The organism is Anaerocolumna sp. AGMB13025, from assembly GCF_029689925.1.
Classification (GTDB): domain Bacteria; phylum Bacillota; class Clostridia; order Lachnospirales; family Lachnospiraceae; genus Anaerocolumna.
This window is the reverse complement of sequence record NZ_CP121445.1, coordinates 5762501-5786328: the sequence shown is the minus strand read 5'-3', so window position 1 is coordinate 5786328 and position 23828 is coordinate 5762501. Positions and strand designations below refer to the sequence as shown.

Sequence of the window (23828 nt, the reverse complement as noted above, 5' to 3'; positions counted from 1 at the left end):
CTTAAATAATGAGAGGTTGTGCCTGTTTTTTGTTTTAGGATAAAATGTTCCTATAAGCCCTTCTTATTTTTTAGCATAAGAAACAGCAAAGTGTGAATTAACCTCGCCGGCAAAAACGATATAACCCTCCTGTGGCAGGGTAACGGTATTCTGCTTGTTCGCATAAGAATCCAATACGCAGGTACCGTCCTTTGTATATACAGCAAAGGTAGACTTCTTAGGAAGTGTTACTTTTATTTTTTTGTTACCGGTATCTTTTCCAATTTTATACCAATGGGCATAACCGCTGCCGTTTATATCCACTGTAAAGGAGGAACCAGGAAGGTTAGAAACTCCGTCTTCGGAGATTAATAGAGTATCCTGGAGTTTAAGATATTCGGTATTCTCTTCTTTATAGAACGTATAATCGTTTAAATCCCTTCCATACATACAGGGTATTTTTATATCAGCTTTGGCGGTATTGGCGTCAATAATCGCATTACTTACAATATACCCCTCCAGTTCTGCGGGAAATTCGGAAAAGGGTGTACTTACGACATAAGATTCGGAAGAGAATCTTTCATTTAACACAAAATATAATTTTCCGGCTCTCTTATCCCAAGCAGCTTTTACCTCCTCAGATATAGGATTGGAGACTAATTTCTGAGCCCTTATTTCCTCAGAGACAGACTGACCCAAACCAGGAAGATTTGCATATCCTGAGAGATAAAGGTAAGTATTGCCGTTTGCGGCCTGTTTAAAAGTAACATAGGTACTGCCGTCGGAAAAATAGAATTTGTTGTCACCAGTATAGATAAACTGCTGTGAGCCGGCCGCTGGTACCATGGTGCTTGAGACGGTTAATATGCCGTCATCACTGATTGCAATTTTACTGGTTCCGGCGAGGCTGCCATAGAAGCCGTTATATTGTTTTAATTCCAAAGGCATGGGAGCTTTCACTGGTTTTGTGAAAGTTTTATCAGGATGTACTTCCTGAATAACGCCTTTATCTTTTAAAGCAGATAATAAAATCTCCTGGGCCATTACGAGATTGTAAGAACTGGAGCCCCCTGAGGATAATACAGCGACTGCCATGTTTTCTTGTGGAAGTACCATCAGATTGCCATGGTAAAATAAAGAATCCCCGCTTTTAGCCAGAGCTTTGATGCCGTATTCTTCAAACGGATAGGTACTGACACTGTCCCAGCCAAGTCCATAAGTAAAAGAGGAGGGTTTATCTTCCGGCCAAAAGCCTCTTAGATACTCCTTATTTTCCATTGCCTTTGCAGAAGTATTACTAAGGACAGAGGAAGTGGAATTATCCATAAAGATAGTAGCGAGTTCACACAAATTCCTTGCGGAGGAATAGATACCGCCTGCGCCGATTGCATTCAGGGTCTCTACAGGAAGAGTTACCTTAGAGCCCGGCATGTAGGTCCGAGCCAAACGATCCATCTGAAATTCATCCTGGGGAGTTTTGGTATTATATAGATTCAGAGGATTTGAGATGTGATCCCTCAAATAATCCGTAAAACTGCTTCCCGTCACCTTTTCGACCAGAAGTTCGGCCAAAGTAAATCCATCGTTGCAATATACGGAGAATTCGCCTGGGTCTGCTTTTAGTCTTGAAGTTTTTAAGGTATTTAGTAAATTGTCATATGTAGTGGTATCTTTATCATCAAACAGCATGGAACTTCCAAGGGTACTGCCCATTAATCCGGAGGAATGATTTAAAAGCATCCGGACCGTAATGTCTTTATAGCGGGGATCTGCCATAGTAAATTCAGGAATGTAATTCACTACTGGAGAATCCAGATTTACCAGACCTTCGTCAACCAATTGCAGCACGGCTACTGTGGTGAAGATTTTGCTGATGGAACCGATACCATACATCTTGGTATCAGTTAAAGGTATGGGTGAATTTTTACTGTAAACACCTGCAACATCAGATATGGTAATCTTACCGTTATCAATCAGTGCATATTGTACGCTGGTTGCCCCGTAAAGTGTTGTTAAGGTGGCAGCTTTGGTTTCTGCCAGTTTCTTTGTAGCAGAAAAGGGATCGGTTTTGTCAGGTGTAGTAGTGGTAATTGGTGCTGTAAGATCTGTTTGTGACAGCATAACTTTATCTGAGGTGCTTTGAGTTTGAGGCTGGAGAGTCATTGTTTTTGCATAGGCTGCAGTGTTTGGGAATACTGCTATGGATAGAGCTACAACAATGGAAAGACCGGCTTTTAAAGATTTTTTAACCATATTGTTTTCCTCCTGGAATATTTATTATAAAGCAGCCTAAAAGAGCCGCCCATAATACGTATTAGAATTCAAATATTTACCAATGCTATTATAGCACACTTAAATGGGGATGCAATTGTCTTAATCAAACTTTAATCTAAATAATGGAAAATAATACTAGTAGATAACTCTTGCTAGAGGTATAATACCCCTTGGTTAAATAATTAACTAAATAATATTCCAGGAGGAAAGAAAATGAATCAATTAAAAAAGTTTTGCAGGATATTTGCACTGATGATGGTCCTCACCCTTGTGTCACCTTCCATAGTGCCAGTAAGCAGTATAGCAGTAGCTCAGGCTGCAGCAATTAATTTAAGCAAAAAAGAAATAACTCTTGAAGTCGGAAAATCCCAGACTTTAAAGATTACCGGTACGAAACAGAAAGTTACCTGGTCCTCCGGCAAAAAGACAGTAGCTACCGTTAGCAGCACCGGAAAAGTAACAGCGAAAGGGGTCGGAACGACAGTAATCACAGCAGCAGTCAATAAGAAAAAATATACCTGCAAGGTTACGGTAACGGCAGCAAAAGTTGTAAACCCAAAGGTTACCAATGCACCCTTTGCCGCACAGGAAGAGAAATATAATAAAGTTACGTACATAATTCCAAAAGACTGGACAAATGATTCGGCATATCAGCAGGGCAGTACGACTATTTTTACGATTCATCCTGTAGTTGACAAGAAAATAACCACGTATTCCAATATGAGCCTTAATATTACGGAAACTGGTGTGCCTAAAGCGGATTATAACTTAATCAAAGAAGTGCTGAGTGAAAAAGTAACAGAGGATTATATGAAACAACAGCTGGCACAATCGAGTCCAGATGCCGTAATGTCTGATTTTAAACAAAGTGATTATGTATCAACACTTGGTACTGCTTTCAAAACTGACTACACGGTAACTTATAATGGTAATACAATAAAACAGTCTATTTATGATTTATCTATTGACGATTATCTATTTGAAGTAATCGTTACGGATACTGGTGACGGAGTAACCCCGGATGTCACAACGGCTGGAGAATATCTGCTGAATACCATTTCTGTCGGAAAATAGGAAGCTAAAATGCGTTAGGAGCCTTTCGCTATAATTAAGATAAACGATAACGAAAAGCTCCTTCGTATTTGATACGAAAAACCTACAGAATGCGAAGCAGGTAATGATTCAAAGTCTGTTTCAAAATCCTGGAAAAGGATGGAATACAAGCATTCACGGGGATATGGCGCCGGTTGGATTTAAAATAGTATCAATCATCTTCAATCATTCGGTAACCTACACCGATTTCTGTAAAGATATATTCGGGATCGATAGGGTTTCGCTCTAATTTTCTCCGGATATTAGCCATATTAACCCGAAGTATTTTATTATCTTTTAGAGCGAAAGGCCCCCATATCTTAGTGATAATGAAATCATAGGTCAGTACCTTGCCGGGATTATGGGCCAACAGGGATACTAATTTGTACTCGATCTGAGTTAAATGGACTTCTACACCGTTCACTGTTACCAGATACTTATTAAAGTCAATTAATAATCCTTTGGCTTTAAAGGTGTCGTTTTTTCCATTGCTGACGGATTCTGCTTTATTATTATGACGGATGGCGGTGCGGATTCTGGCTAATAGTTCTGAGGTCCCAAAGGGTTTCGTAATATAGTCGTCAGCACCTAAATCCAGAGCCTCGACTTTGGATACTTCATCCCCTCTGGCTGATACCACGATAACCGGTATGCCAGTCCATTGTCTGACTTCCTTTAGGACAGAAAGCCCGTCCATATCCGGAAGTCCCAGATCCAACAGGACCACCTCGGGGCAGTGGGAGGGAATTAAGGAGACAGCCTCCTTGCCGGTACCGCATTCAATTACTTTATAACCATTGGCCATAAGAGTTGCAGTGATAAAATTAGAAATTACAGGTTCATCCTCAACAACCAGGATGCATGCTTTCTTATTCATGGGTTAAGACTCCCTTCTAACGGTAAGGTAAAGGTAAAGACTGCACCTCCGCCATCATTATTTCTTACACTTATATTGCCGCCATGGGCATTGATAATAGTTTTACAGATAGATAAGCCGATACCAAGACCTTTACTGGAATCACTGTTTGGATTCTCAGCTTGCGAAAAACCATCGAAGATGGATTCTATTTTATCGGCATCAATTCCTTTGCCCTCATCCACAATATGAAAAACCATAAACTCCTCCTCCTGTACTGCCAGTAAAGTGACAGGCTTGTTATTTCCCGAGTACTTAATTGCATTTTCCAGCAGATTAATGATAACCTGTTCAATTAGGGTTGCATCCACAGGCACCATGATAAACTCCTCCGGTATCCGGACCAGTATTTTGGACTGGGGGAATCGGTTGCGTATACGCATAATGGCTTCCGTTACCAGTTCCTCCAGGGGTTCTAAGACCTTATTCACAGAGGAATTACCTTCTCGGATTCTGGTAACGGATAGCAGATTTTCTACCATATGAAGGAGCCAGTTGGAATCTTCATAAATAAATCTCAGTAACTTAATCTGCTCCTCTTCACTTAGTACGTTCTTGTTTTTGAGGATGGTTTCACTGGCACCAATCATTCCGGTTAAGGGTGTCCTTAGATCATGGGATACGGCCCGTAACAGGTTTGCCCTGGTTTTTTCTTTTTCCGTTTCAATCAATATCAACTGCTGATTATCGGATAAGTGCTGCCGCTCAATGGCGATGGCTACCTGAGACAGAATTAAATTAAGAGAAGATAAGCTGTTTTGTTCCGTGTTTTCCTGACCTGTCCGAAAAATTCCCATAACCCCCCAGATGGTATCATGGGATACCAAGGGCAGATAGGTGCAGCTTGAAACACCAGGAAAGTCCGTATCGATTCCTGCCGGACTTTTATTTTGAAATACCCAGTCGGCAATAAACTCCTCATGATGGGAGTGAATAATCCTTTCATGCTCTGCATTTAAGGTGCGGATATAGCCTTTACTGCCAAGCTGGGGGGATTCCTCATAATAAATCACGGTACTGCCTGTAAATTCCCCGATATATTCTAGTGCCAGTTCAATAATCTGACTTAAATCATTTAAAGAAAACAGCCGGTTATTGATATCATTTAGCCGGTTTGATTTTTTCTCATTCTCACTGGCTTTTCTTGCATGCTCTTTAAGACCTGATATGGTAGAGCATATAATAAAGGCTATTATGAGCATACCAAGGAAGGTAAGGGGATAGCCGTTCCTCGTAAAATCAAAGGAGTTATAAGGGTAGGTGAAATAGTAATTAATGGCGATGACCCCGGCAGCGGAAGAACATATACCCCAGAAATTCCTGTTAGTTATTTTGGAAATCAGGATGATTGCAAGGAAATATATAATTGCAACATTTACAGTAGTATCCGTAGCCTCCATAAAAAAGAAGGATATCAGAGTGGCAGTTGTGATTATTAATATTGTTTTAACAAAGTCATAGAAATAAAGTTTATAATCCACTTTTTGCATTATAATTACCTTTCATTAAAAAATTGAGCATACTCTATTATTATACAACATTGAATGTAGAAAATATAGTAGTGTAAATTTCAAGTTAAGAAATTGTTAAGAAAGTAAAAATCGTGTTGTATTCATGTAAAATCCGTGTTAAGATTCACTTGTTTGTAAAAAAATATGTTATACTTAAGGAGAAAAATATGACTATTTCTTTGAGTGAATTCATGCATCAGCTGATAAGCAATCCGCCTTTATTAATTACGGTTGTGCTTACGCTGGGTGTAGTATTGGTTAATGGCTGGACGGATGCTCCGAACGCTATTGCAACCTGTGTTTCAACACGTTCACTTAGTCCCAAAAAAGCTATTATAATGGCGGCAATTTTTAATTTTTTCGGTGTCTTAGTAATGACCATGGTAAACGCAACGGTTGCTCAGACAATCTATAACATGGTCGATTTTGGGGGGGATTCAAAGAATTCCTTAATCGCCCTTTGCGCTGCATTATTTGCAATCGTAATCTGGGCTACCGCAGCCTGGGCTTTTGGGATACCTACCAGTGAAAGCCATGCGCTGATTGCAGGGGTTTCCGGTGCGGCTATTGCATTGCAGGGAGGATTTTCAGGAATTAATGGCGGTGAATGGATTAAGGTTATCTATGGTTTGGTACTTTCGACTGGACTAGGTTTTGGACTTGGTTATGTTGCTGTAAGAATGATAGGTTTGCTCTTTAAAAAAGTGGACAAACGTAAATCCAGACCATTTTTTCAATATGCTCAGATAGCTGGTGGAGCATCCATGGCTTTCATGCATGGTGCACAGGACGGACAGAAGTTTATGGGAGTATTTATGTTAGGTATCTTCCTGGCAGAGGGTAAGAGTGATGTAACTAATTTTCAGATACCGATCTGGTTAATGATTTTATGTTCACTGGTTATGGCACTTGGAACTTCCATCGGCGGTTATCGTATTATTAAGACTGTAGGTATGGGTATGGTAAAGATGGATCCGTATCAGGGATTCGGAGCAGATCTTGCAGGAGCGATAAGTCTTTTAATGGCATCAGTGTTCGGTCTTCCAGTTAGTACAACCCACACTAAGACTACGGCAATTATGGGTGTCGGCGCCTCGAAGCGGCTTAGTTCTGTTAATTGGAGCGTAGTAAAAGAAATGGCGGCGGCCTGGGTATTGACCTTCCCCGGATGCGGTGTAGTTGGTTTTCTGATGGCTTATATCTTTATGAGAATATTCTAAATTTAAGCTGTAAACTGCTTATTTAAATGGTTATGAAACAGCGAATGATAAAATTATATAAGACAGGGATCATGAAATAAAAATAAAGTAAACTTGAAATAAAGAATTAAATAATGCTGTGTTAATATATCGTATTATGATAGTCTTATGACTGTAAGAATATATAGATTAATAAAGTAAAATATTTTGCATAATGACAGCAAAAATAAATCGTATAAAGACTGTAAAAAATATATTGTATAAAGACGGTAAAATATACTGTATAAAGACTGTAAAAATATATAGTATAAAAAGTGTAAAATATATAGTATAATTACTGGATATATAAATTAATTAACCGGATGAAAAAATAATTAAGAGAAAGGAAAAGCCGCAACGCTATCATTACCGATAGATGCGGCGGTATTGCAGAAAACTGTGATACATAAAGGTGATATAATGAAAGGTAAAAAAGACTATAATTATTTTGAGGCTTTTGTACATTTATCAAAATTTTCATTAAATTCTGCAGAAATCTTAAACAAAACTTTACGTGAATTCGATATAAAGAAATTGGATGAAAAAATCCGCGAGATGCACAATATCGAACATTCAGCAGATATTGCCAAACATGATATGTTAAACAGACTTGTTAAGGAATTCCTTCCTCCAATAGAAAGAGAAGATATAACCAGTCTTTCACAAAAAATTGATGATGTTACGGATGCCGTTGAAGATGTCCTGATTTGTATTGATATGTTTAATGTACAGGCTATCCGCCCGGAGATATTAAAGTTTACTGAAATGATTGTAGACTGCTGTAAATCAATGAATGTTGCCTTGGACGAATTCCAGAATTTTAAGAAGTCAAAAAGATTACATTCTGAGGTCGTAGAAATCAACCGTTTGGAAGAAGAAGGCGATACCCTGTATATTAACGGTGTACGTAACCTTTATAAGACAACAAAAGATCCAATCGAACTGATGGTATGGACAGAGATATTCCGCAGATTAGAAAAATGCTGTGATGCCTGTGAAGATGTGGCAAATGACATTGAAAGCATAGTTATGAAAAATTCATAGAAGGAACGGTGATTTTTGTGGCTATATTAAAGAAAATGAGTCCGGGCAGATTCATTGTTTTAGGATTTGCAGCGGTTATCATTTTTGGGGCATTACTTTTGTTTTTTCCTATATCCTCCAATAATGGTGTGAAGGTTTCCTTCATAGATGCATTATTTACATCAACCAGTGCAGTATGTGTTACAGGACTGGGGACTGTAGATGTCAGGGATTCCTTTAATGTCTTTGGAAGAATTATAATAGCGCTTTTAATTCAGGTTGGTGGCTTAGGATTTGCATGTGTAGGTGTCGGTTTTTTTGTACTGGCAAGGAAAAAAGTCAGTTTCAAGGACCGTCTGGTTGTTAAAGAAGCATTAAATCTGGCTTCCGTTAAAGGAATCGTTAAATTGGTAAAGGCAGTTTTGTTAATAACCTTAAGTTTTGAATCAATCGGTGTGGTATTAAGTTTTCTTGTCTTTATAAAAGACTATCCGCCCCTTACTGCCCTTGGTATAAGCGTATTCCATGCGGTATCCTCTTTTAATAACGCTGGTTTTGATGTTTTAGGAGGTTTTAAAGGTCTGGCAGATTATGCGGATAATGTACTTTTAAACCTGACAACCTGCGGGCTGATTATATTCGGAGGTCTTGGCTTTTTTGTAATCAAAGAAATTATTCATAAGCACTCCTTTAAGAAATTCAGTCTCCACACCAAAATTGTTATTACCATGACGGCGGCATTGTTAGTCAGTGGTACTATACTGATTAAGCTGACAGAAAACGTTACCTGGCTTGGAGCATTTTTCTTTAGTACCTCGGCCAGAACTGCAGGATTCGCAACTTATGCAGTTGGGTCATTTACAAATGCAGGTCTTTTTGTTATTATAATACTAATGTTTATAGGAGCATCCCCCGGTTCCACCGGTGGTGGTATCAAGACGACGACGGTTTTTACATTATTTAAAAGTGCACATAGTATAGCTACAAATAAACATTGTTCAGCCTTTAAAAGGAAAATACCTCATGACGTTGTTATAAAAGCTTTCATCATTGCATTTTTAGCTATTTCTCTTGTTTGTGTGGATACATTTTTAATTAGTATCATAGAACCGGAATACTCTTTTATACAGATATTATTTGAGGTGGTTTCGGCTTTTGGTACGGTTGGATTGACTACTGGTATTACACCTGATTTATCCGTGCTCAGCAAGATTATACTTATACTTACCATGTTTATCGGACGCCTTGGACCTCTCACAATTGCTACCATATGGTCGTTTAAAGCAATGTCAAATGTCTCCTATTCAGAGGAAACCATAACAATTGGTTAAAATAGTAATTATTATATAGGATAAGCGCTGTAGCGCTCAGATAGGAGTTAGTATGGTAAATCATAAATCAATCATAGAATTTGGCATAATAGGACTTGGCCGTTTTGGGTTTGCACTTGCAAAAACCCTGGCAGATGCCGGAAAAGAAGTATTGGTTATTGATAATAACGAGAGCAAGATCAAACAAATCAGAAATATTACAGAAAATGCATTTGTTGTAGGACCCTTAGACAAGGAAACCTTAGAAGATGCGGGAATACAAAACTGTGCTACGGTTATTGTATGTATTGGTGAACAGATTGATGTAAGTATACTGACTACGTTAAATGTAATCAGTATGGGAGTACCCCGGGTCATCGCAAAGGCAATCAGTTATGAGCAGGGAAGAGTATTGGAAAAGATAGGCGCAGAAGTCGTATATCCGGAAAGCGATATGGCGATACGACTAGCTAACAAGCTGATTTCCTCCAGTACCCTGGATTCCATCGAATTAACCGGAGACATTGCAATTGCAGAACTTCGCTTAACCGCTAAACTTGCCGATCAGACGGTAGTTCAGGCTAATCTGCGTAAGAAATACAATCTTAACATCATTGCTCTGGAACAAAACGGTAAGACAACGACAGATATCGGTCCGGATATCGTGCTGAGAATGAATGATAAGATTGTTGTAATAGGTAAACGAATGAACATTAAACAACTAGAGGAATTTTTAATAGGAATCCGATAAAATAGGAGAAGAAGAATGAATTTGAATAAGCAAAAGTCGTTTTTGGTACGTTTTGCGTATTTCGCAGTAATTTTAGGACTTGCATATATCAGCATTAAATATTTTCTGCCATTACTGATGCCTTTTGTCATTGGTTTGATAGTTGCGGCCGTATTGCGGCCTTTCATCGATATCATATCTGGTAAACTGCACCTTAAAAGACCTTTCGTATCCATTGTCATTCTTCTTATTTTTTATAGTTTCATTGCATCTCTGGCAATTCTTGTGAGTGCAAGGGCATTTTTATTTTTGCAGAATCTGTTTTACCACCTGCCCAAACTTTATAAAGATTCCATAGAACCAGCGATCAATCAAGGTTCCGACGAACTGTTAAAGCGTTTTCCGGATATCGAATATTACCTGGAGGATATCTTTAACAGTATTAATGATTCCATATTCTCCTTCTTAACGAAGGCTTCCTCCACCGTTGTTGGAGCAATCACCGGTTTTGCGGGACAGGTTCCGTCTATCTTAATTAAATTTATTTTTACCATAGTATCCTCTTTCTTCTTCACGATAGATTACCACCGTATTGCTGGATTTGTATTAAAACAGTTTTCCGATGAAAAAAGAAGCATGATTATTAAAGTAAAAGATAATGTAATTGGAACCCTCGGCAAGTTTATCAAAGCATATACTACCTTAATCATAATTACTTTCCTGGAACTATCCGTTGGATTTATCATACTGAAAGTACCGAATTCGTTTTTGGTGGCCGCCCTGGTTGCATTTGTAGACATACTGCCCATCCTTGGTACAGGAGCTGTATTGCTTCCCTGGGCTATTATCTCTTTCATATTCGGAAACAATCCCATGGGAATCGGCATCTTAATCTTGTATGTCATCATAACAGTAGTAAGACAAACCTTAGAACCCAAAGTGGTAGGTCAGCAGATTGGTCTTCATCCGGTAGTAACTCTAATCTGTATCTTTGTAGGAGCCCAGTTATTAGGAGTTGTAGGAATCTTCCTCCTGCCGGTTACAGCAACCATACTTAAGAAACTAAATGATGAGGGTACAATACATGTATTCCGCTGATAATAAAAGATAATTAATATTAGTAATAAAAAGGGTGATATTAATAATTATTAATGTGATAATAATTATTAATGATAAAAATTATTTATGAAAATAGCAAAGAAATAAAAAACTAAAATTTAAATAGAAAGTCCGTATATTCAAATTGTTCTTTGGATATACGGGCTCTTTATTTTTTTGAATAATATTAGAAGAGTTAAAAAAATATATAATCACCCGGATGCCATCAATCAATAAAAGTATAATTGATACATACTTATGGTTAACGCCTTTTCAACCAATGAGATCATTATCCGGCTTTCTGGTTAAATAAAGTATCAAAGAAACATAATTGGTTCGTAGATAAGAAGCAGGCATAGTGGTTTTCTTCTGCTAACGAACAAAACAAATACTTGATAAAATCAGTCTAAAAACTTCCGTAGAAAGCATTGCAGGGGGGATGTTTTATATGCGCTTTATTCTGAGTCTGAAAAATTCATTTATGGCTTTTGAATGTGGTTTAGAGTAAAAACGCACACTGTCTGACGAGCAAAGCGAGGAGTTTGTGCGTTTTTACTCTGTTTTACCACATCCAAAAGCCATTAATGAATTCAGACGAAGAATTCTAAGCATATAAAACATCCCCCCTGCAATGCTTTCTCAAAAACAAAATCTGATTTTATCAAGCCCCCCCATAAACGTATTCATAAATTATTCATTATTACTTAATACAACATTAACTTGAAATTATTTACAACATACGCTATAGTTAATTATTATGGTAAAAAAATGTGGAGAACTAAGGGGATTTATGTAATGGAGACATACGTGGAAAATGCAAAACAAATAATAAATGAAGTAAGTAAAGTTATAATAGGAAAAAACTATATCATAGCTAAAGTCTTAACGGCAATCCTTGCAAAAGGGCATATATTGATTGAAGATATACCAGGTGTAGGAAAGACAACCCTGGCATTAGCTTTTTCAAAGGCCATGGATTTGGAACACAACAGACTGCAGTTTACACCGGATGTCCTGCCAACGGATGTAATCGGCTATCACCTTTTAAATAAAGACGGAGACGGCTATCAGTTCAAACCTGGTCCCGTTATGTGCAACTTGTTCCTGGCAGATGAAATTAACCGTACTTCGCCGAAATCCCAGTCAGCACTATTAGAAGTTATGGAGGAAGGAACTGTAACGGTGGACAGTATTACAAAAGAGGTACCAAGACCCTTTACCGTAATTGCGACCCAGAATCCGGTCGGATCCATAGGGACTCAGATGCTGCCGGAATCTCAGCTGGATCGTTTTATGATAAAACTCACTATGGGTTATCCGGATATCCGCAGTGAAGTAAATATGTTAAAAGGCAGACAAAAAGTGAATCCTATGGCTACGGTACAAAGAGTAGTGGGCAAAGAGGATATTCTTAATATGCAGGCAATGGTAGAAAAGGTATTTATACATGAGACCATCTATGATTATATCGTTAATATAGTTATGCAGACCAGAATGCATCCGTTCATTGAATTAGGTCTTAGTCCAAGGGGAACAATCGCTTTAACCAATATGGCTAAAGCCACTGCTTTTATCCATAACAGGGATTATCTGATACCGGATGATGTAAGAGGGGTTTTTCGTGACGTGGCTTCCCATCGTATGCTATTAAAACCTAAGGCAAGACTGAATGATTTAACAATGGACCGCATGGTAGAGGTAATATTACAGCAGGTACAAGCTCCCAGAGTTGGCTAGGCAGGAGGCTGTCATATGTTAAGAAATAAATTAGGGTATCTTCTTTTTCTTATATTTGCCGGTCTTTTTGCAGTACTTTATAACGAGTATTTTATCGGCATCATTTTTCTGACAGCAGTCCTGCTGCCATTTGTTCTGCTTGGAATTGTAATTTATTCCTCTTATAAGATAATAATAAAACTGGACTCCACAACTATGGTAGTTGGAAAAGAGGAATTCTTAAACCTTACTATACACCTGAAAAACACATCTGTTTTTCCAGTTTCACGTATGCATCTTTTTATCCAGTATTACAATACATTTTCCGGTGAGGTAAAAAAGGAAAATATACAGGTGGCAGTAGACCAAAAAAGTACCCAGAATGTATCCTGCCAAATTACCTCTAAATACTGCGGGAATATGCAGTTTGAAGTAAAAAGCGTAAAGCTGTATGATTATTTTTTAATCTGGTCGGTTAATAAAAAAACCAGACAATCCATTCAGGTTGCCGTAATGCCTGAAACATATGAGATACCTGGCGATATCATTATAGAAAACAATACTATCCTGGCAGACAGTGATACCTATTCTGAATATAAACCAGGTGATGATCCTTCAGAGGTCTTTGGTGTACGTGAGTACCGGGAAGGGGATAAGCCTAACCGGATTCATTGGAAGTTAAGCTATAAACAGAATCAGCTGATGATCAAGGAATTCAGTGATCCAATTCAGGATGCTGTATTGGTATTAATGGAATTTACCTGCAAAGAAACACAGAAATCCAGGCTGTCTATAGTGGATGGACTGCTGGATCTGGCAATATCTGTATCCTATCACCTGTTAGTCAATGAACATGTCCATAAAGTTTCCTGGTACGATAAGAATTATAATGCTGTAAGGCAGTTTGGAATCCATAACCAGACAGATTGCCTTGCTGCTATGGAAGAAATTTTAAAGAATCAGTTTACCACGGATTCAAGAGTTATTCTTTCGGAACAGAGTGAAAGTTTTCCGAAAGAGATTTATACCCATGTGATTTATATTACATCAATTTTAAATGAAGAAGAGATTTATGGATGGGTGCAAAATCATAAAGGAACATTTTTTTATCTGATTTATGTAAATGATATGGAACTGAATCCTGTAAGCGAAACGATGAAAGTACTCATACAGGAATTAAAGATTATTCTTTTTGAAATCGATACAAAAAATATAAAAGAATCTATTGCGGCTGTCGGCAATTTATGGTTGGAAAGGGGCTGATATCCATGTTTCATAAAAATGAAAGGGAACCTGGCAACGGAATTGAATTTACAAGAAGAAACCGGATTACCTTAAATAATAAAATATTGATATCACCCAGGCTAAAATTACTACAGTTTATGCTGGTAGCTGCAGGAGTATACGGTACCTTGTTCAGCCTTATAAGCGGACTTAATATACCGGTTTATACCTCGGTGCTGTTTGCTGCGGGTTTACTGTCCTCCCTGTATTTTTTAACCTCATTTTTAGTGCATGGCCTGTTAAAATACAGCATGCCCTTAACCTTAGTGATCTATCTTGCTGCCGCCTATCTATTTTGGGATGAAATAAAAAATGGATTCTGGCACGTAGAAAATATATATATTGATAAATTCAATGCTTATTATGAAACAAGTATCCTAAAATATCTGGTTGACGATTATCCGGAAAAAGCAGTAAATACTATCTTTTTTATATTTGTGACTATAATTCTATGTCAGCTCATCTGTAGTCTGATCTTAAGAAATTCATTCCGGATCATATTTGGGATTGTTACAGTGGCTTTTGTCCTGTTACCCTTTACGGTTGGGTACGTTCCTTCCTCATTGCCTTTTGGTGTCTATTTGGCCTTTGTAATAAGTATTATTGGCATGGCAGCTACGTTAAGGGAAAAGCACAGGCATTTCAATATAAAAAGCCTGCATGAAAAACAAAAAGCCGATGACAAGCTTTTGGAACAGAATTTCAAATATGTCATAGGCTTAAAAATCGGCGGGTTTTTAGCTTCATTGCTGTTATTATTAATAATGTGTACATCCATTATCATAACGCCGGATTTTTATTCTGGTAAAATAAAAATCACGGATACAAAAGAAAAAATACAAAAGGAAATGATGGATTTTAATCTGGAAGAGGCAGTTAATAATATCAGTTCCTTACACTTTGACGGTATGGAATTATTCCAGGGAATCACGGCTTCCGGTGGTTTGAGCGGTGGTAAACTGGGCAGAATAGGAGAAGTGAATTTTAATTATCATACGGCACTTAAGTTAAAAACGGCGGCGACGGATAACAGCATATATCTAAAAGGCTATGTAGGAAGTGAATATAAAGGCGATTACTGGGACGAGCTTAGTAAAGCAGACAAAAAGAAATATGACAAAATAGCTGATCTTTGGAAAGGAACGGATTTTACGATCGGAAATCAAAGCAGTTACTTTTTGTCTCAGATAAAATTTGCCGAAAATGATGCTTATTCAGATTTTGAATATTATATTAATGACATGGAAGTAGAAGGGATTAATTCGAATCCCGACTATATCTATGCACCTTATTATTCAGTCTATGCTCCGGGAACTTTAATGGATGTCTCGAATCCGGAATATGTAAATCCTAAGAAGAAACAGAACACGTATGAATTAAACTATTACAGCGGCTTAAACAATGCACTTCAATTTGACGAAGAGAAGGAATACGCTAATTATTATAATAAATATCTGCAAAGAATTCGGGATATTGACGATAAAGACCTCCCTGAAAATCTAAGGGAGATGGAGGAATACCGTAGGTTTGAAAAAGCTTACCGGGAATTTGTATATGACACGTATACCAGAGTTCCGGATACCGGATTAGAACGGATAAAAGAACAGTTTGGAAGCATCCACTATAATGACTATAAAAGACAATACGGTTCACAGGCCCTGGAGAATTTAGTCCAGTTGGTAAAGAGTGATCTTTCCACCACTACCTCATATTCCCTTGCACCTGGTATTTTGCCAAAAGGAAAGGACTTTGTAGAATATTTCTTATACGAAAATAAAACAGGATATTGTTCTCATTATGCATCAGCAGCTGTCATGATACTTAGGACTATGGGTGTGCCGGCGAGGTATGTGGAAGGTTACATTGTAAAAACGAAAGACATCTCACAGGGTAAGGTCACAGGTACGGTTGGATTGATGGAACATAAGAGAGGAATGTTTTTGGAGAAGCAGGTGGACGAGAAAACGATTGAAATATCGGATGCCAATGCTCATGCCTGGGTTGAAGTATATGTAGACGGTTTTGGATGGGCACCGGTAGAAGTTACACCAGGATTTTCTGGGACCTCTGATTCAAATGATACTACAGATACAATGAACAATCAGCAGCAGGGAAAGAACAGCGTGACACCTAAGATACCGACGCCAACGAAAGCCGGTGATGCTGATGAGAATGACTTAAAGGATGGTACAAAGGATAGCGCGGAGAATGAATCAAAGGACAATTCAAAAAACAATTCAAAAGATACGGCAAAGCCAACCAAGACTCTAGCTCCGGACGGAGAAAAAGATGCAGACAGCGGAGGCAGTAAGGTATCTGGAACCGGGACAACGGCTTTAAAAGATAAGGGGGTCATTTCTTATCTGGAAAAACTGGCCTGGATACTATTATGGATTTTATCTCTGGCGGGTATAACAATAATGTTTCTCTTAGTAAGGGCGTTCCTTATATTGAAAAAAAGAGAAAAGGCTCAGAAAACCACTGATTTTAGTAAAAGAGTACTGCTCCGTTACAATGAAATCGGGCGTATGATGGAATATTACCAAATAGGAATACCGGAGAATACGACTTTTAACGAAGCGGCAGCACAGGTTGAAAAACAATGGAAGCATATAAAAGAAGGCAGGTATAAGCGGTTCACTGATATTGTTTTAAAGGCAAGATTTAATCAATATTGTATTTCAAGAGAGGAATCGGAGGAGGCAGAAGAATTTTATAAGGAGTTAATCCATTCTGTCTATGAAAATACCAGTCCCTTTAAAAGGATTATACTAAGGTTTATTAAGGTTTTTAGATAATCCAAAGATTCCTTTAACCGCAAAATTAGGTTCACAGAAAACTTCATCTATGCTATAATAAAAATATAATATATGAATCACAACGGTATTTTACCGCTGGATATTGACATTGATCAGTAACATGTCGAAGATAAAGGTAGTATGTGCGCTGATGCGCACAAATTGGATTAAGTTGAAAAAAGCTAAAAATTTTTTAACATCTGTTTAGTACGTGCGCTAATGCGCACAGATTGGAGTAAGTTGAAAAAACAAAACATTTTTTCAACATCCTGATTAATACGTGCGCAGTTGCGCACAGATAGGAGTTTTATGAAGAATGTAATTACGATTAGCAGACAGTATGGTAGTGGTGGAAGAGTAATTGGTAAAAAACTTGCTGATAAGCTTGGAATTCCATTCTATGATAATGAACTTATTAACCGGGCTGCAAAGGAAAGCGGGTTCGCTGTTTCAGCTTTTGAGAATGCTGAAAACAAAGCGTCCAATAGCCTATTGTATTCCATTGCCATGGGAATGAATGCTTACGGGAACCAGGAATTAGGTATATCTAATGTCTCCTTGGATGATCAGATTTATCTGGCACAGACCAATGTCATCCAAAAGGTTGCACAAGAAGGACCCTGTGTTATTGTGGGCAGATGCGCAGATTATATATTAAAGGAAAAGCCTGGTGTAATTAATGTATTTATATGGGCTGATATTAATTACAGAATAAAAAGAGTTATGGAGACAGATAAACTAACGGAAGCAAAAGCTGTGGAAAGAATCCATAAGATTGATAAAGGAAGAGCAAATTATTACAATTACCATTCCTCTGACAAATGGGGAAAAATTGAGAATTATCATTTATCAATCCGAAGTGATTATATTGGTATGGACAGATGTGCAGACTGCATCAAATCATATGTAGAGTACGAACATTAGAGATGAAATAAAAGGATAAAATGCTGGGTAATTACGATAGGTTATGTCCCCATGTCGTAATTACCCAAAGTGTTATCTGTATTTCGTTAGGAAGTGTACCAGATTATTCGAATAGGAGTTTTTATATGAAATGGAATGACAAATTAAACAAGAGATATACGCTGATTGCGATTTACGTAATTGTAACCTGTATTATTATTTATTGCTTAAGTTTAGTGGCTAAAAGTGCGCCATCCATTATGGGAAACATAATGGATAGCTTAAATTGGTTTATGAAAGTAGCAAAACCCATCGTCTTTGGCTTTGTAATTGCTTATCTTTTTAATCCTCTGAATGACTTTTTTGAAAATCGGTTAAAAAAAATCAGAATAAGAAACTGGCAGTTAAAATCTACCCGTTCCTGGGCAGTATTTACGACGGTTATTTTTTTCTTCATCGTTTTAGTGGGAATTATCTCCTTACTTGTATTCAGTGTAACAGATCAGTTAAGGGTAGCAAAATTTGATGATATCGTTGTACTTGCACAATCCTATATGAATACCATTAATGCATTTTATTATGATATTATAGGTAAGCTGGATGGTTTAAATATACAATCCAATGAAATCACCCAATATATTAAAGATGCTGCCACTTATATCTTAAATTACTTAAGGCTTGCAGGAGGATCCCTGGTAACCTCTCTCAGTAACATATCCTCTTATATAACGTCCTTTATATTTGCCTTCATTATTGCTATTTATTTTATGATTGACGGTAAAATGATTACGGAATACCTAAAGAAGGTCAGCCGCGCATTAATCAGTGATAAATGGAATGCAAGAATAGTAAGGTTTTTATCGGATGCGGATAGTGTTTTTTCCGGATATATCAGAGGACAGTTATCCGATGCTTTTGTAATGATGATTATAATTAGTCTTACCCTGTCTATTGTCGGAGTGAAGTTTGCAGTCATAATCGGTATTCTTGCAGGTATCGGAAACTTGATACCTTACTGCGGTCCTATTGTAGCATACTTAAGTACCGGTCTGATCTGTGTTATTAACGGTCAATATAAGGAATTAATAATAGCAGTAATTGCTTTATTTATTGTTCAGGCAATAGACGGCAATATTATAGCGCCAAAGCTTTTAAGCCAGAGCATCCAAATCCATCCGGTACTTGTAATAATATCTTTAATATTCGGCAGTGCCATAGGCGGCTTACTGGGTATGCTCTTAGCGGTTCCGGTAGGAGCACTTATTAAAGTAATATTTGTGAGATATATAGATCACAGACTTGAAAAAAAGGAAGAAGAACAAGGCATTACGAAAGATGCATCAGGTGTTGCTAAATAATTATTAAGATGTTAAAGAAAACCTGACATTATTTAACAAAAAGTAATAAAAATGTAAGAAATAACATAGACTTTATTTAATATTTTTGGAGTAGAATATTATAGAGACAAGAATCATAAAAGGGAGGAGGTTGCCAGAGTGGATGACCAGATTGAAAAGATAATCGAGGTTAAGAATGTGAAAAAAGTATATCGAATGGGCAGTGAAAAAATTTATGCAGTAGACGATGTGAGTTTTGAAATACTAAAGGGTGAATTTTGCTGCCTGTTAGGTACTTCAGGCTCCGGTAAATCAACCCTTCTGAATTTAATGGCCGGCATTGAAAAGCTATCCGGCGGACAGATCATTATTAAGGGTAAGAAAATACATAAAATGAATGAAAACAGTCTGGCAAGATTCAGACAGCGTTATTTGGGATTCGTATTTCAATCATATAACCTTATGGGCTCTATGACAGCCCTGGAGAATGTGGAGTTTCCTTTGGTTTTTAAACGTATTAAATCAAAGGCGAGGAGAAAGATGGCCAGGGATATGCTGATAAAGGTAGGGCTAGGATCACGATTATCCCATAAACCGAAGGAAATGAGCGGCGGGCAGCAGCAAAGGGTAGGTATTGCAAGAGCCTTTGTGGCCAAACCAGAGATAGTATTCGCAGATGAACCTACCGGTAATCTGGATACAAAGACAGCAATGGAAGTAATGAACTTAATAAAAACCATTGCAAGGGATAACAACCAGACAATCGTAATGGTTACCCATGACAGAAGACTGGCAGATTTCGCTGACAGGATCATTCATATTTTAGATGGAAAAATCCAAAGTGTGGAATTAAACCATAAGGCTGTCAAACCGGAAGAAATCAGTGAAAATAATCAAGTCGAAAATAGGGAAGAAATTAATATAGATCAGAAATCAATTATTAATTCAGAAGCAATACCAGAAGCTGAAACTCCAAATCAGCTTGAACCAAAGGACAATAAAATAATACAAGCAGGTAGTGAACCTGATAAGACATCTGAAACTGCTGTAGTTACTGAAAAATCAAATTCTGCAATAATTACAGAGGAACAGACTGAGAGCGAAATTGCAGCATCGGACAACGAAGATAAAGTAAAGACCATAAATAATTAATTATTTATGGAAGAACCAATAAAAACGTATAAAATGTATCGGAATATTTACTTATAAGATATTAAGAAATAGAATATTAAAGGAAGAAGAGGGATAAAGAATGAAAAAGGCAAGAAAGATTTTTGCTGCAATTGTAATGATGACTTTAATCATTGGTAATTTTACCGGATACACAACTGCCAGAGCGGAATCTTATGATGGTAAGGCAACTGCGATTACCTTTGTAGGATCAGTTCAGAATACAACAGGAATACCTGGGGAAACAGTACATATAAAATTACCTGTAAAATCAGTAGGGGGATTTATATTTGATCCGGTAATTTCAGTAAGTACGGAAAATATGCCATTTACCGTATCCAATATTACCTATACGCAGGCAGGTTATACACCTGAAAATCCACCTGCGGGAATATCCAATACGGAGACCACCTATATAGAGTTTGATTTAAAAGTGAAGGAGACAGCTAAGATCTCCAGAAATAAATTAAAGGTCAGTGTAGATTTTACAGCAATAAATCTGGATGATGGTTCGGTTCATAATTTTACCCTTGATGTTCCTACTACTTATCTTATAATCAATAATGAAAAAGAACCGGCACAGTTAACGATTGATAACATTAAAATGGACGAAGCGTATATCGGCAATGATACGAAATTGACCTTTACCGTTAAGAATGAAGGTCAAATCTCTGCTATTAATTCTTTCCTTAGTGTAGATGGTTATGAAGCAGCAGGAATTATACCTAAATATTCTAAATTAAAACAGGAAATTGGTACAGCAGGAAGACTATCTCCTGGTGATACTTATAAAATCAGTTTACCGGTAAGTATATCATCTGCTGCCACAGCTGGTAATAAAAAACTAACTGTAAAGATGGAATACAAGAATGATGAAGGTGAAGCCGGAACGAATACGGTTGATATGTACGTAAATATTGAGAATAACAGTATAGCCCCTAAAATAGAAGTAGTAAGCACCAAATATGCCAGTGAATTAAAAGCCGGCGACAGCTTTAATCTAGTAACGACACTGCGCAATGCAGGAGATACAAAAGCGAACAATATTGAAGTATCGGTAGGCGGTTTGGATGTAAATGGATTCTTACCGGGATATACGACAAAGACAATATCGGTAAAAGACCTTAAATATAGTGACAAAATTGATGTTAAAATCCCCTTAATTGTATCCAATGAAGCAAAAGTGGGTTTAAAAGAAGTGCCCATAACCATTGCGTATAAAGATGCGTCCGGAACTGCACTTACAACCTCAACAACGGTATATCTGGAAGTAATAGCAGCAGACGGTGTTGATTCGGACGGTAAACCCAATATTGTGGTAAGCAATGTATCACAAAGCCCGGATGAGCCGAATGCAGGGGCACGGGTAGATGTTTCTTTTGACTTAGAGAATAAAAGCAAAGTTGATATCACTACTGTAAAAGTGGCGGTAGTAAGTGCAGAGGGAGCTAGTTTTGCCCCTATGAATTCTGAACCTTATCAATACATAGATAAAATAGCAGGTGGCAAAAAAAGAAGAATAACCATACCGTTAAAAGCTTCTGAAACGGTTGTGGAAGGAACCAACAGCCTGAATATCAAGTATGATTATAAAGATGAGACCGGCAAAGTCCAGTCAGATACGGCAACCCTATTTATTCAAAACGTAAAAAATGACGGAATAGGCACCAGCAAACCTAAATTAATCATCAGTAATTATTCAGCAGATAAAGATGAATTAAGAGCAGGCAGTACTTTTAATTTTACTTTTGATATAAAAAACACTCATTCCAGCGTGGATGCCAGAAACATTAAGGTTACAATAACCCAGACAGATAATATATTTACAGTAAACAACGGAAGTAATACCTTTTACATAACTAAGATACCTGCCGGAGAAACGGTTCAGAACACTCTTGAACTGAGAGCGAAAGCAGATGCGACAACGAAAGCATATCCGGTGGATATAACCATGGATTATGAATACGAGGGAGCAAAACCCAATCCTACCACCGGTCAGATAGGAGAAACTGTGAAAGAGACTATTAATCTGCAGGCAGTGGAAAATGCAAGACCGGTAATAGATAACATCGTTGTAGGTTCCTGGGAGGCAGCAATTGTTAACCAGCCCACAGTCGTGACTTTTGACTTTTTAAATATGGGTAAATCTACACTTAACAATGTTCATGCATCAATTGAAGGAGATTTTAAGCTCAGTTCCGGAGATATGCTTTATATCGGTAATGTAGAAGCCGGAGTTCAGGAGCCGGAAGAATTAGAAGTTATCCCTTTGGTTGAAGGGGAGGCAAAAGGAACACTGACGGTTACCTTCGAAGATAGTAATGGAGATGAAGTCTCCATTAAGAAAGAATTCACAGGCAGTATACAAGGTGATGTAATTCCTGATCCAACGGCAGGCGGACCAGGGGGTGTATTACCACCTGCTGATGCTGGAAAGGCACCGATTCTTCCCATATGGGCTTTTGTAATCATACAATTAGCTATACTGGTAATAGGAATTCCGGTAACAAGAAAAGTAAGACTTAGTTTATATAGAAGAAAATTAAGAAAGCAGGAAGAGGCAGAATAGACTTAGGGTGGTAAGGTTGAAAGAAAAATAAGAATTGAAAGGATGCCACAATACGATTCTTTCAGCCTGCTTTGTGGCAGTATCGTAAGAAACTTACGATATGCAATGGGTGGTAAATATGAATATAGTAATGGATCAGAATTTTAATGTACAGGTATTACTGAATGAAGCTGTTGTTACAACCGGGAAGGTTACCAGTACCGGAGGCGATGCAGTCAGTGAAGTGCCTGGAGATGCAATGGGTGCAGGGCCGTCAGTTAAAGATCCTCTCATGTCAAGCTGGCCCTTTGTAATAGGAATTACAACTGCAACATTAGCGGTAAGCATTTTATTAGGGTTATTGTTAGCTAAGAGAAAAATAAAAAAAGGATATGAATTATATGAGGATTAGTGATTTAATTAAAATGGGACTTAGGAATCTTAGCCGACGGAAAGCCAGAACAGCATTAACGGTTACCGGTGTGATTATTGGTACCATTTCTATAGTAGTTATGATTTCCATTGGGATTGGAATGAATACTAATTTTAAATCACAGGTCATGGAACTTGGAAGTCTAACTACCGTAACAGTGGAGAGATATGCCAATATAATGGATGCGGACGGTAATTATGTTAATACGAAAGAACAGCGTATGGATGATAGTCTCGTCGCACAAATTAAAGGGCTTGAACATGTGAAAGCAGTTTCGCCTATCTTATCAGCAAATGTTATGCTAAAAAGCGGTAACTATGAATCACAGTTACAGTTATATGCAATGGATAGTGCAACCTTTAGTGAGTTTGATTTTCCGGCTTTAACTGCCGGAAATTATCCGACACCTGAAAATAATAAGTTAATTGTTTTTGGTAGTGATTCACTCATGAACTTTTATAACCCAAG

General features: G+C 37.6%; 17 protein-coding genes and 1 pseudogene (1 of these 18 cut by a window edge). 15 read left to right on the top strand and 3 right to left on the bottom strand.

The genetic code is table 11. The features are described from left to right. Positions 1 to 63: 63 nt before the first annotated feature. Positions 64 to 2232: a serine hydrolase domain-containing protein gene (locus QA584_RS24005; protein WP_278271633.1), complete on the bottom strand. Its 2169-nt coding sequence runs from the start codon at positions 2230 to 2232 to the stop codon at positions 64 to 66. Positions 2233 to 2466: 234 nt separating this feature from the next. Here QA584_RS24005 and QA584_RS24000 point away from each other — a divergent pair, with 234 nt between their 5' ends. After that, positions 2467 to 3327 carry an Ig-like domain-containing protein gene (locus QA584_RS24000; RefSeq protein ID WP_278271632.1) on the top strand — a complete coding sequence of 287 codons (861 nt, stop codon included), beginning with the start codon at positions 2467 to 2469 and terminating at the stop codon, positions 3325 to 3327. A gap of 190 nt (positions 3328 to 3517) precedes the next feature. Here the strand turns inward: QA584_RS24000 and QA584_RS23995 are convergent, their stop codons facing one another. Both QA584_RS23995 and QA584_RS23990 read right to left on the bottom strand, forming a co-directional pair. Continuing rightward, entirely contained in the window at positions 3518 to 4222 is a 705-nt protein-coding gene (locus QA584_RS23995) for a response regulator transcription factor (protein ID WP_278271631.1), read from the bottom strand. After that, positions 4219 to 5751: an ATP-binding protein gene (locus tag QA584_RS23990; protein WP_278271630.1), complete on the bottom strand. Its 1533-nt coding sequence runs from the start codon at positions 5749 to 5751 to the stop codon at positions 4219 to 4221. Before QA584_RS23990 ends, QA584_RS23995 begins: the two co-directional genes overlap by 4 nt. Positions 5752 to 5939: 188 nt before the next feature. On the opposite strand from QA584_RS23990, the gene QA584_RS23985 reads away from it, so the two are divergent. The 14 genes and pseudogenes from QA584_RS23985 to QA584_RS23920 all read left to right on the top strand — a co-directional run. Then, positions 5940 to 6992: an inorganic phosphate transporter gene (locus tag QA584_RS23985; protein ID WP_278271629.1), complete on the top strand. Its 1053-nt coding sequence runs from the start codon at positions 5940 to 5942 to the stop codon at positions 6990 to 6992. A 438-nt stretch (positions 6993 to 7430) separates the two neighbouring features. Beyond that, positions 7431 to 8054: a DUF47 domain-containing protein gene (locus QA584_RS23980; protein ID WP_278271628.1), complete on the top strand. Its 624-nt coding sequence runs from the start codon at positions 7431 to 7433 to the stop codon at positions 8052 to 8054. Between the two features lie 17 nt (positions 8055 to 8071). Further along, positions 8072 to 9364 carry a TrkH family potassium uptake protein gene (locus QA584_RS23975; RefSeq protein WP_278271627.1) on the top strand — a complete coding sequence of 431 codons (1293 nt, stop codon included), beginning with the start codon at positions 8072 to 8074 and terminating at the stop codon, positions 9362 to 9364. A gap of 52 nt (positions 9365 to 9416) precedes the next feature. Then, on the top strand, positions 9417 to 10094 hold the full coding sequence (locus tag QA584_RS23970; protein ID WP_278271626.1) for a potassium channel family protein: 678 nt from the start codon (positions 9417 to 9419) through the stop codon (positions 10092 to 10094). A 15-nt stretch (positions 10095 to 10109) separates the two neighbouring features. Continuing rightward, positions 10110 to 11171 (top strand): sporulation integral membrane protein YtvI, encoded by a 1062-nt coding sequence (gene ytvI, locus QA584_RS23965; protein ID WP_278271625.1) that lies wholly within the window; start codon positions 10110 to 10112, stop codon positions 11169 to 11171. Between the two features lie 795 nt (positions 11172 to 11966). Next, positions 11967 to 12908 carry an AAA family ATPase gene (locus QA584_RS23960; protein ID WP_278271624.1) on the top strand — a complete coding sequence of 314 codons (942 nt, stop codon included), beginning with the start codon at positions 11967 to 11969 and terminating at the stop codon, positions 12906 to 12908. Positions 12909 to 12923: 15 nt separating this feature from the next. After that, positions 12924 to 14150 carry a DUF58 domain-containing protein gene (locus QA584_RS23955; RefSeq protein WP_278271623.1) on the top strand — a complete coding sequence of 409 codons (1227 nt, stop codon included), beginning with the start codon at positions 12924 to 12926 and terminating at the stop codon, positions 14148 to 14150. A gap of 5 nt (positions 14151 to 14155) precedes the next feature. Beyond that, a complete protein-coding gene (locus QA584_RS23950) occupies positions 14156 to 16969 on the top strand; it encodes a transglutaminase-like domain-containing protein (RefSeq protein ID WP_278271622.1) in 2814 nt (937 codons plus the stop codon). Between the two features lie 309 nt (positions 16970 to 17278). Further along, positions 17279 to 17893: a cytidylate kinase-like family protein gene (locus tag QA584_RS23945; protein WP_278271621.1), complete on the top strand. Its 615-nt coding sequence runs from the start codon at positions 17279 to 17281 to the stop codon at positions 17891 to 17893. Between the two features lie 125 nt (positions 17894 to 18018). Next, on the top strand, positions 18019 to 19230 hold the full coding sequence (locus QA584_RS23940) for an AI-2E family transporter (protein ID WP_278271620.1): 1212 nt from the start codon (positions 18019 to 18021) through the stop codon (positions 19228 to 19230). A gap of 195 nt (positions 19231 to 19425) precedes the next feature. Next, positions 19426 to 20058: pseudogene (locus QA584_RS28755) on the top strand (ABC transporter ATP-binding protein); the annotation flags it as partial. Positions 20059 to 20461: 403 nt separating this feature from the next. Continuing rightward, complete coding sequence (locus tag QA584_RS23930; RefSeq protein WP_278271619.1) at positions 20462 to 22948, top strand: COG1361 S-layer family protein; 2487 nt, start codon at positions 20462 to 20464, stop codon at positions 22946 to 22948. A 118-nt stretch (positions 22949 to 23066) separates the two neighbouring features. Further along, positions 23067 to 23339, top strand: coding sequence for a hypothetical protein (locus QA584_RS23925; RefSeq protein WP_278271618.1), 273 nt, complete (start codon positions 23067 to 23069; stop codon positions 23337 to 23339). Beyond that, positions 23329 to 23828, top strand: partial view of an ABC transporter permease gene (locus QA584_RS23920; protein ID WP_278271617.1) — the beginning only. The gene runs 841 nt beyond the window's last position; only the first 500 of its 1341 coding nucleotides appear in the window; the start codon lies at positions 23329 to 23331; its stop codon lies beyond the right edge, outside the window. Before QA584_RS23925 ends, QA584_RS23920 begins: the two co-directional genes overlap by 11 nt.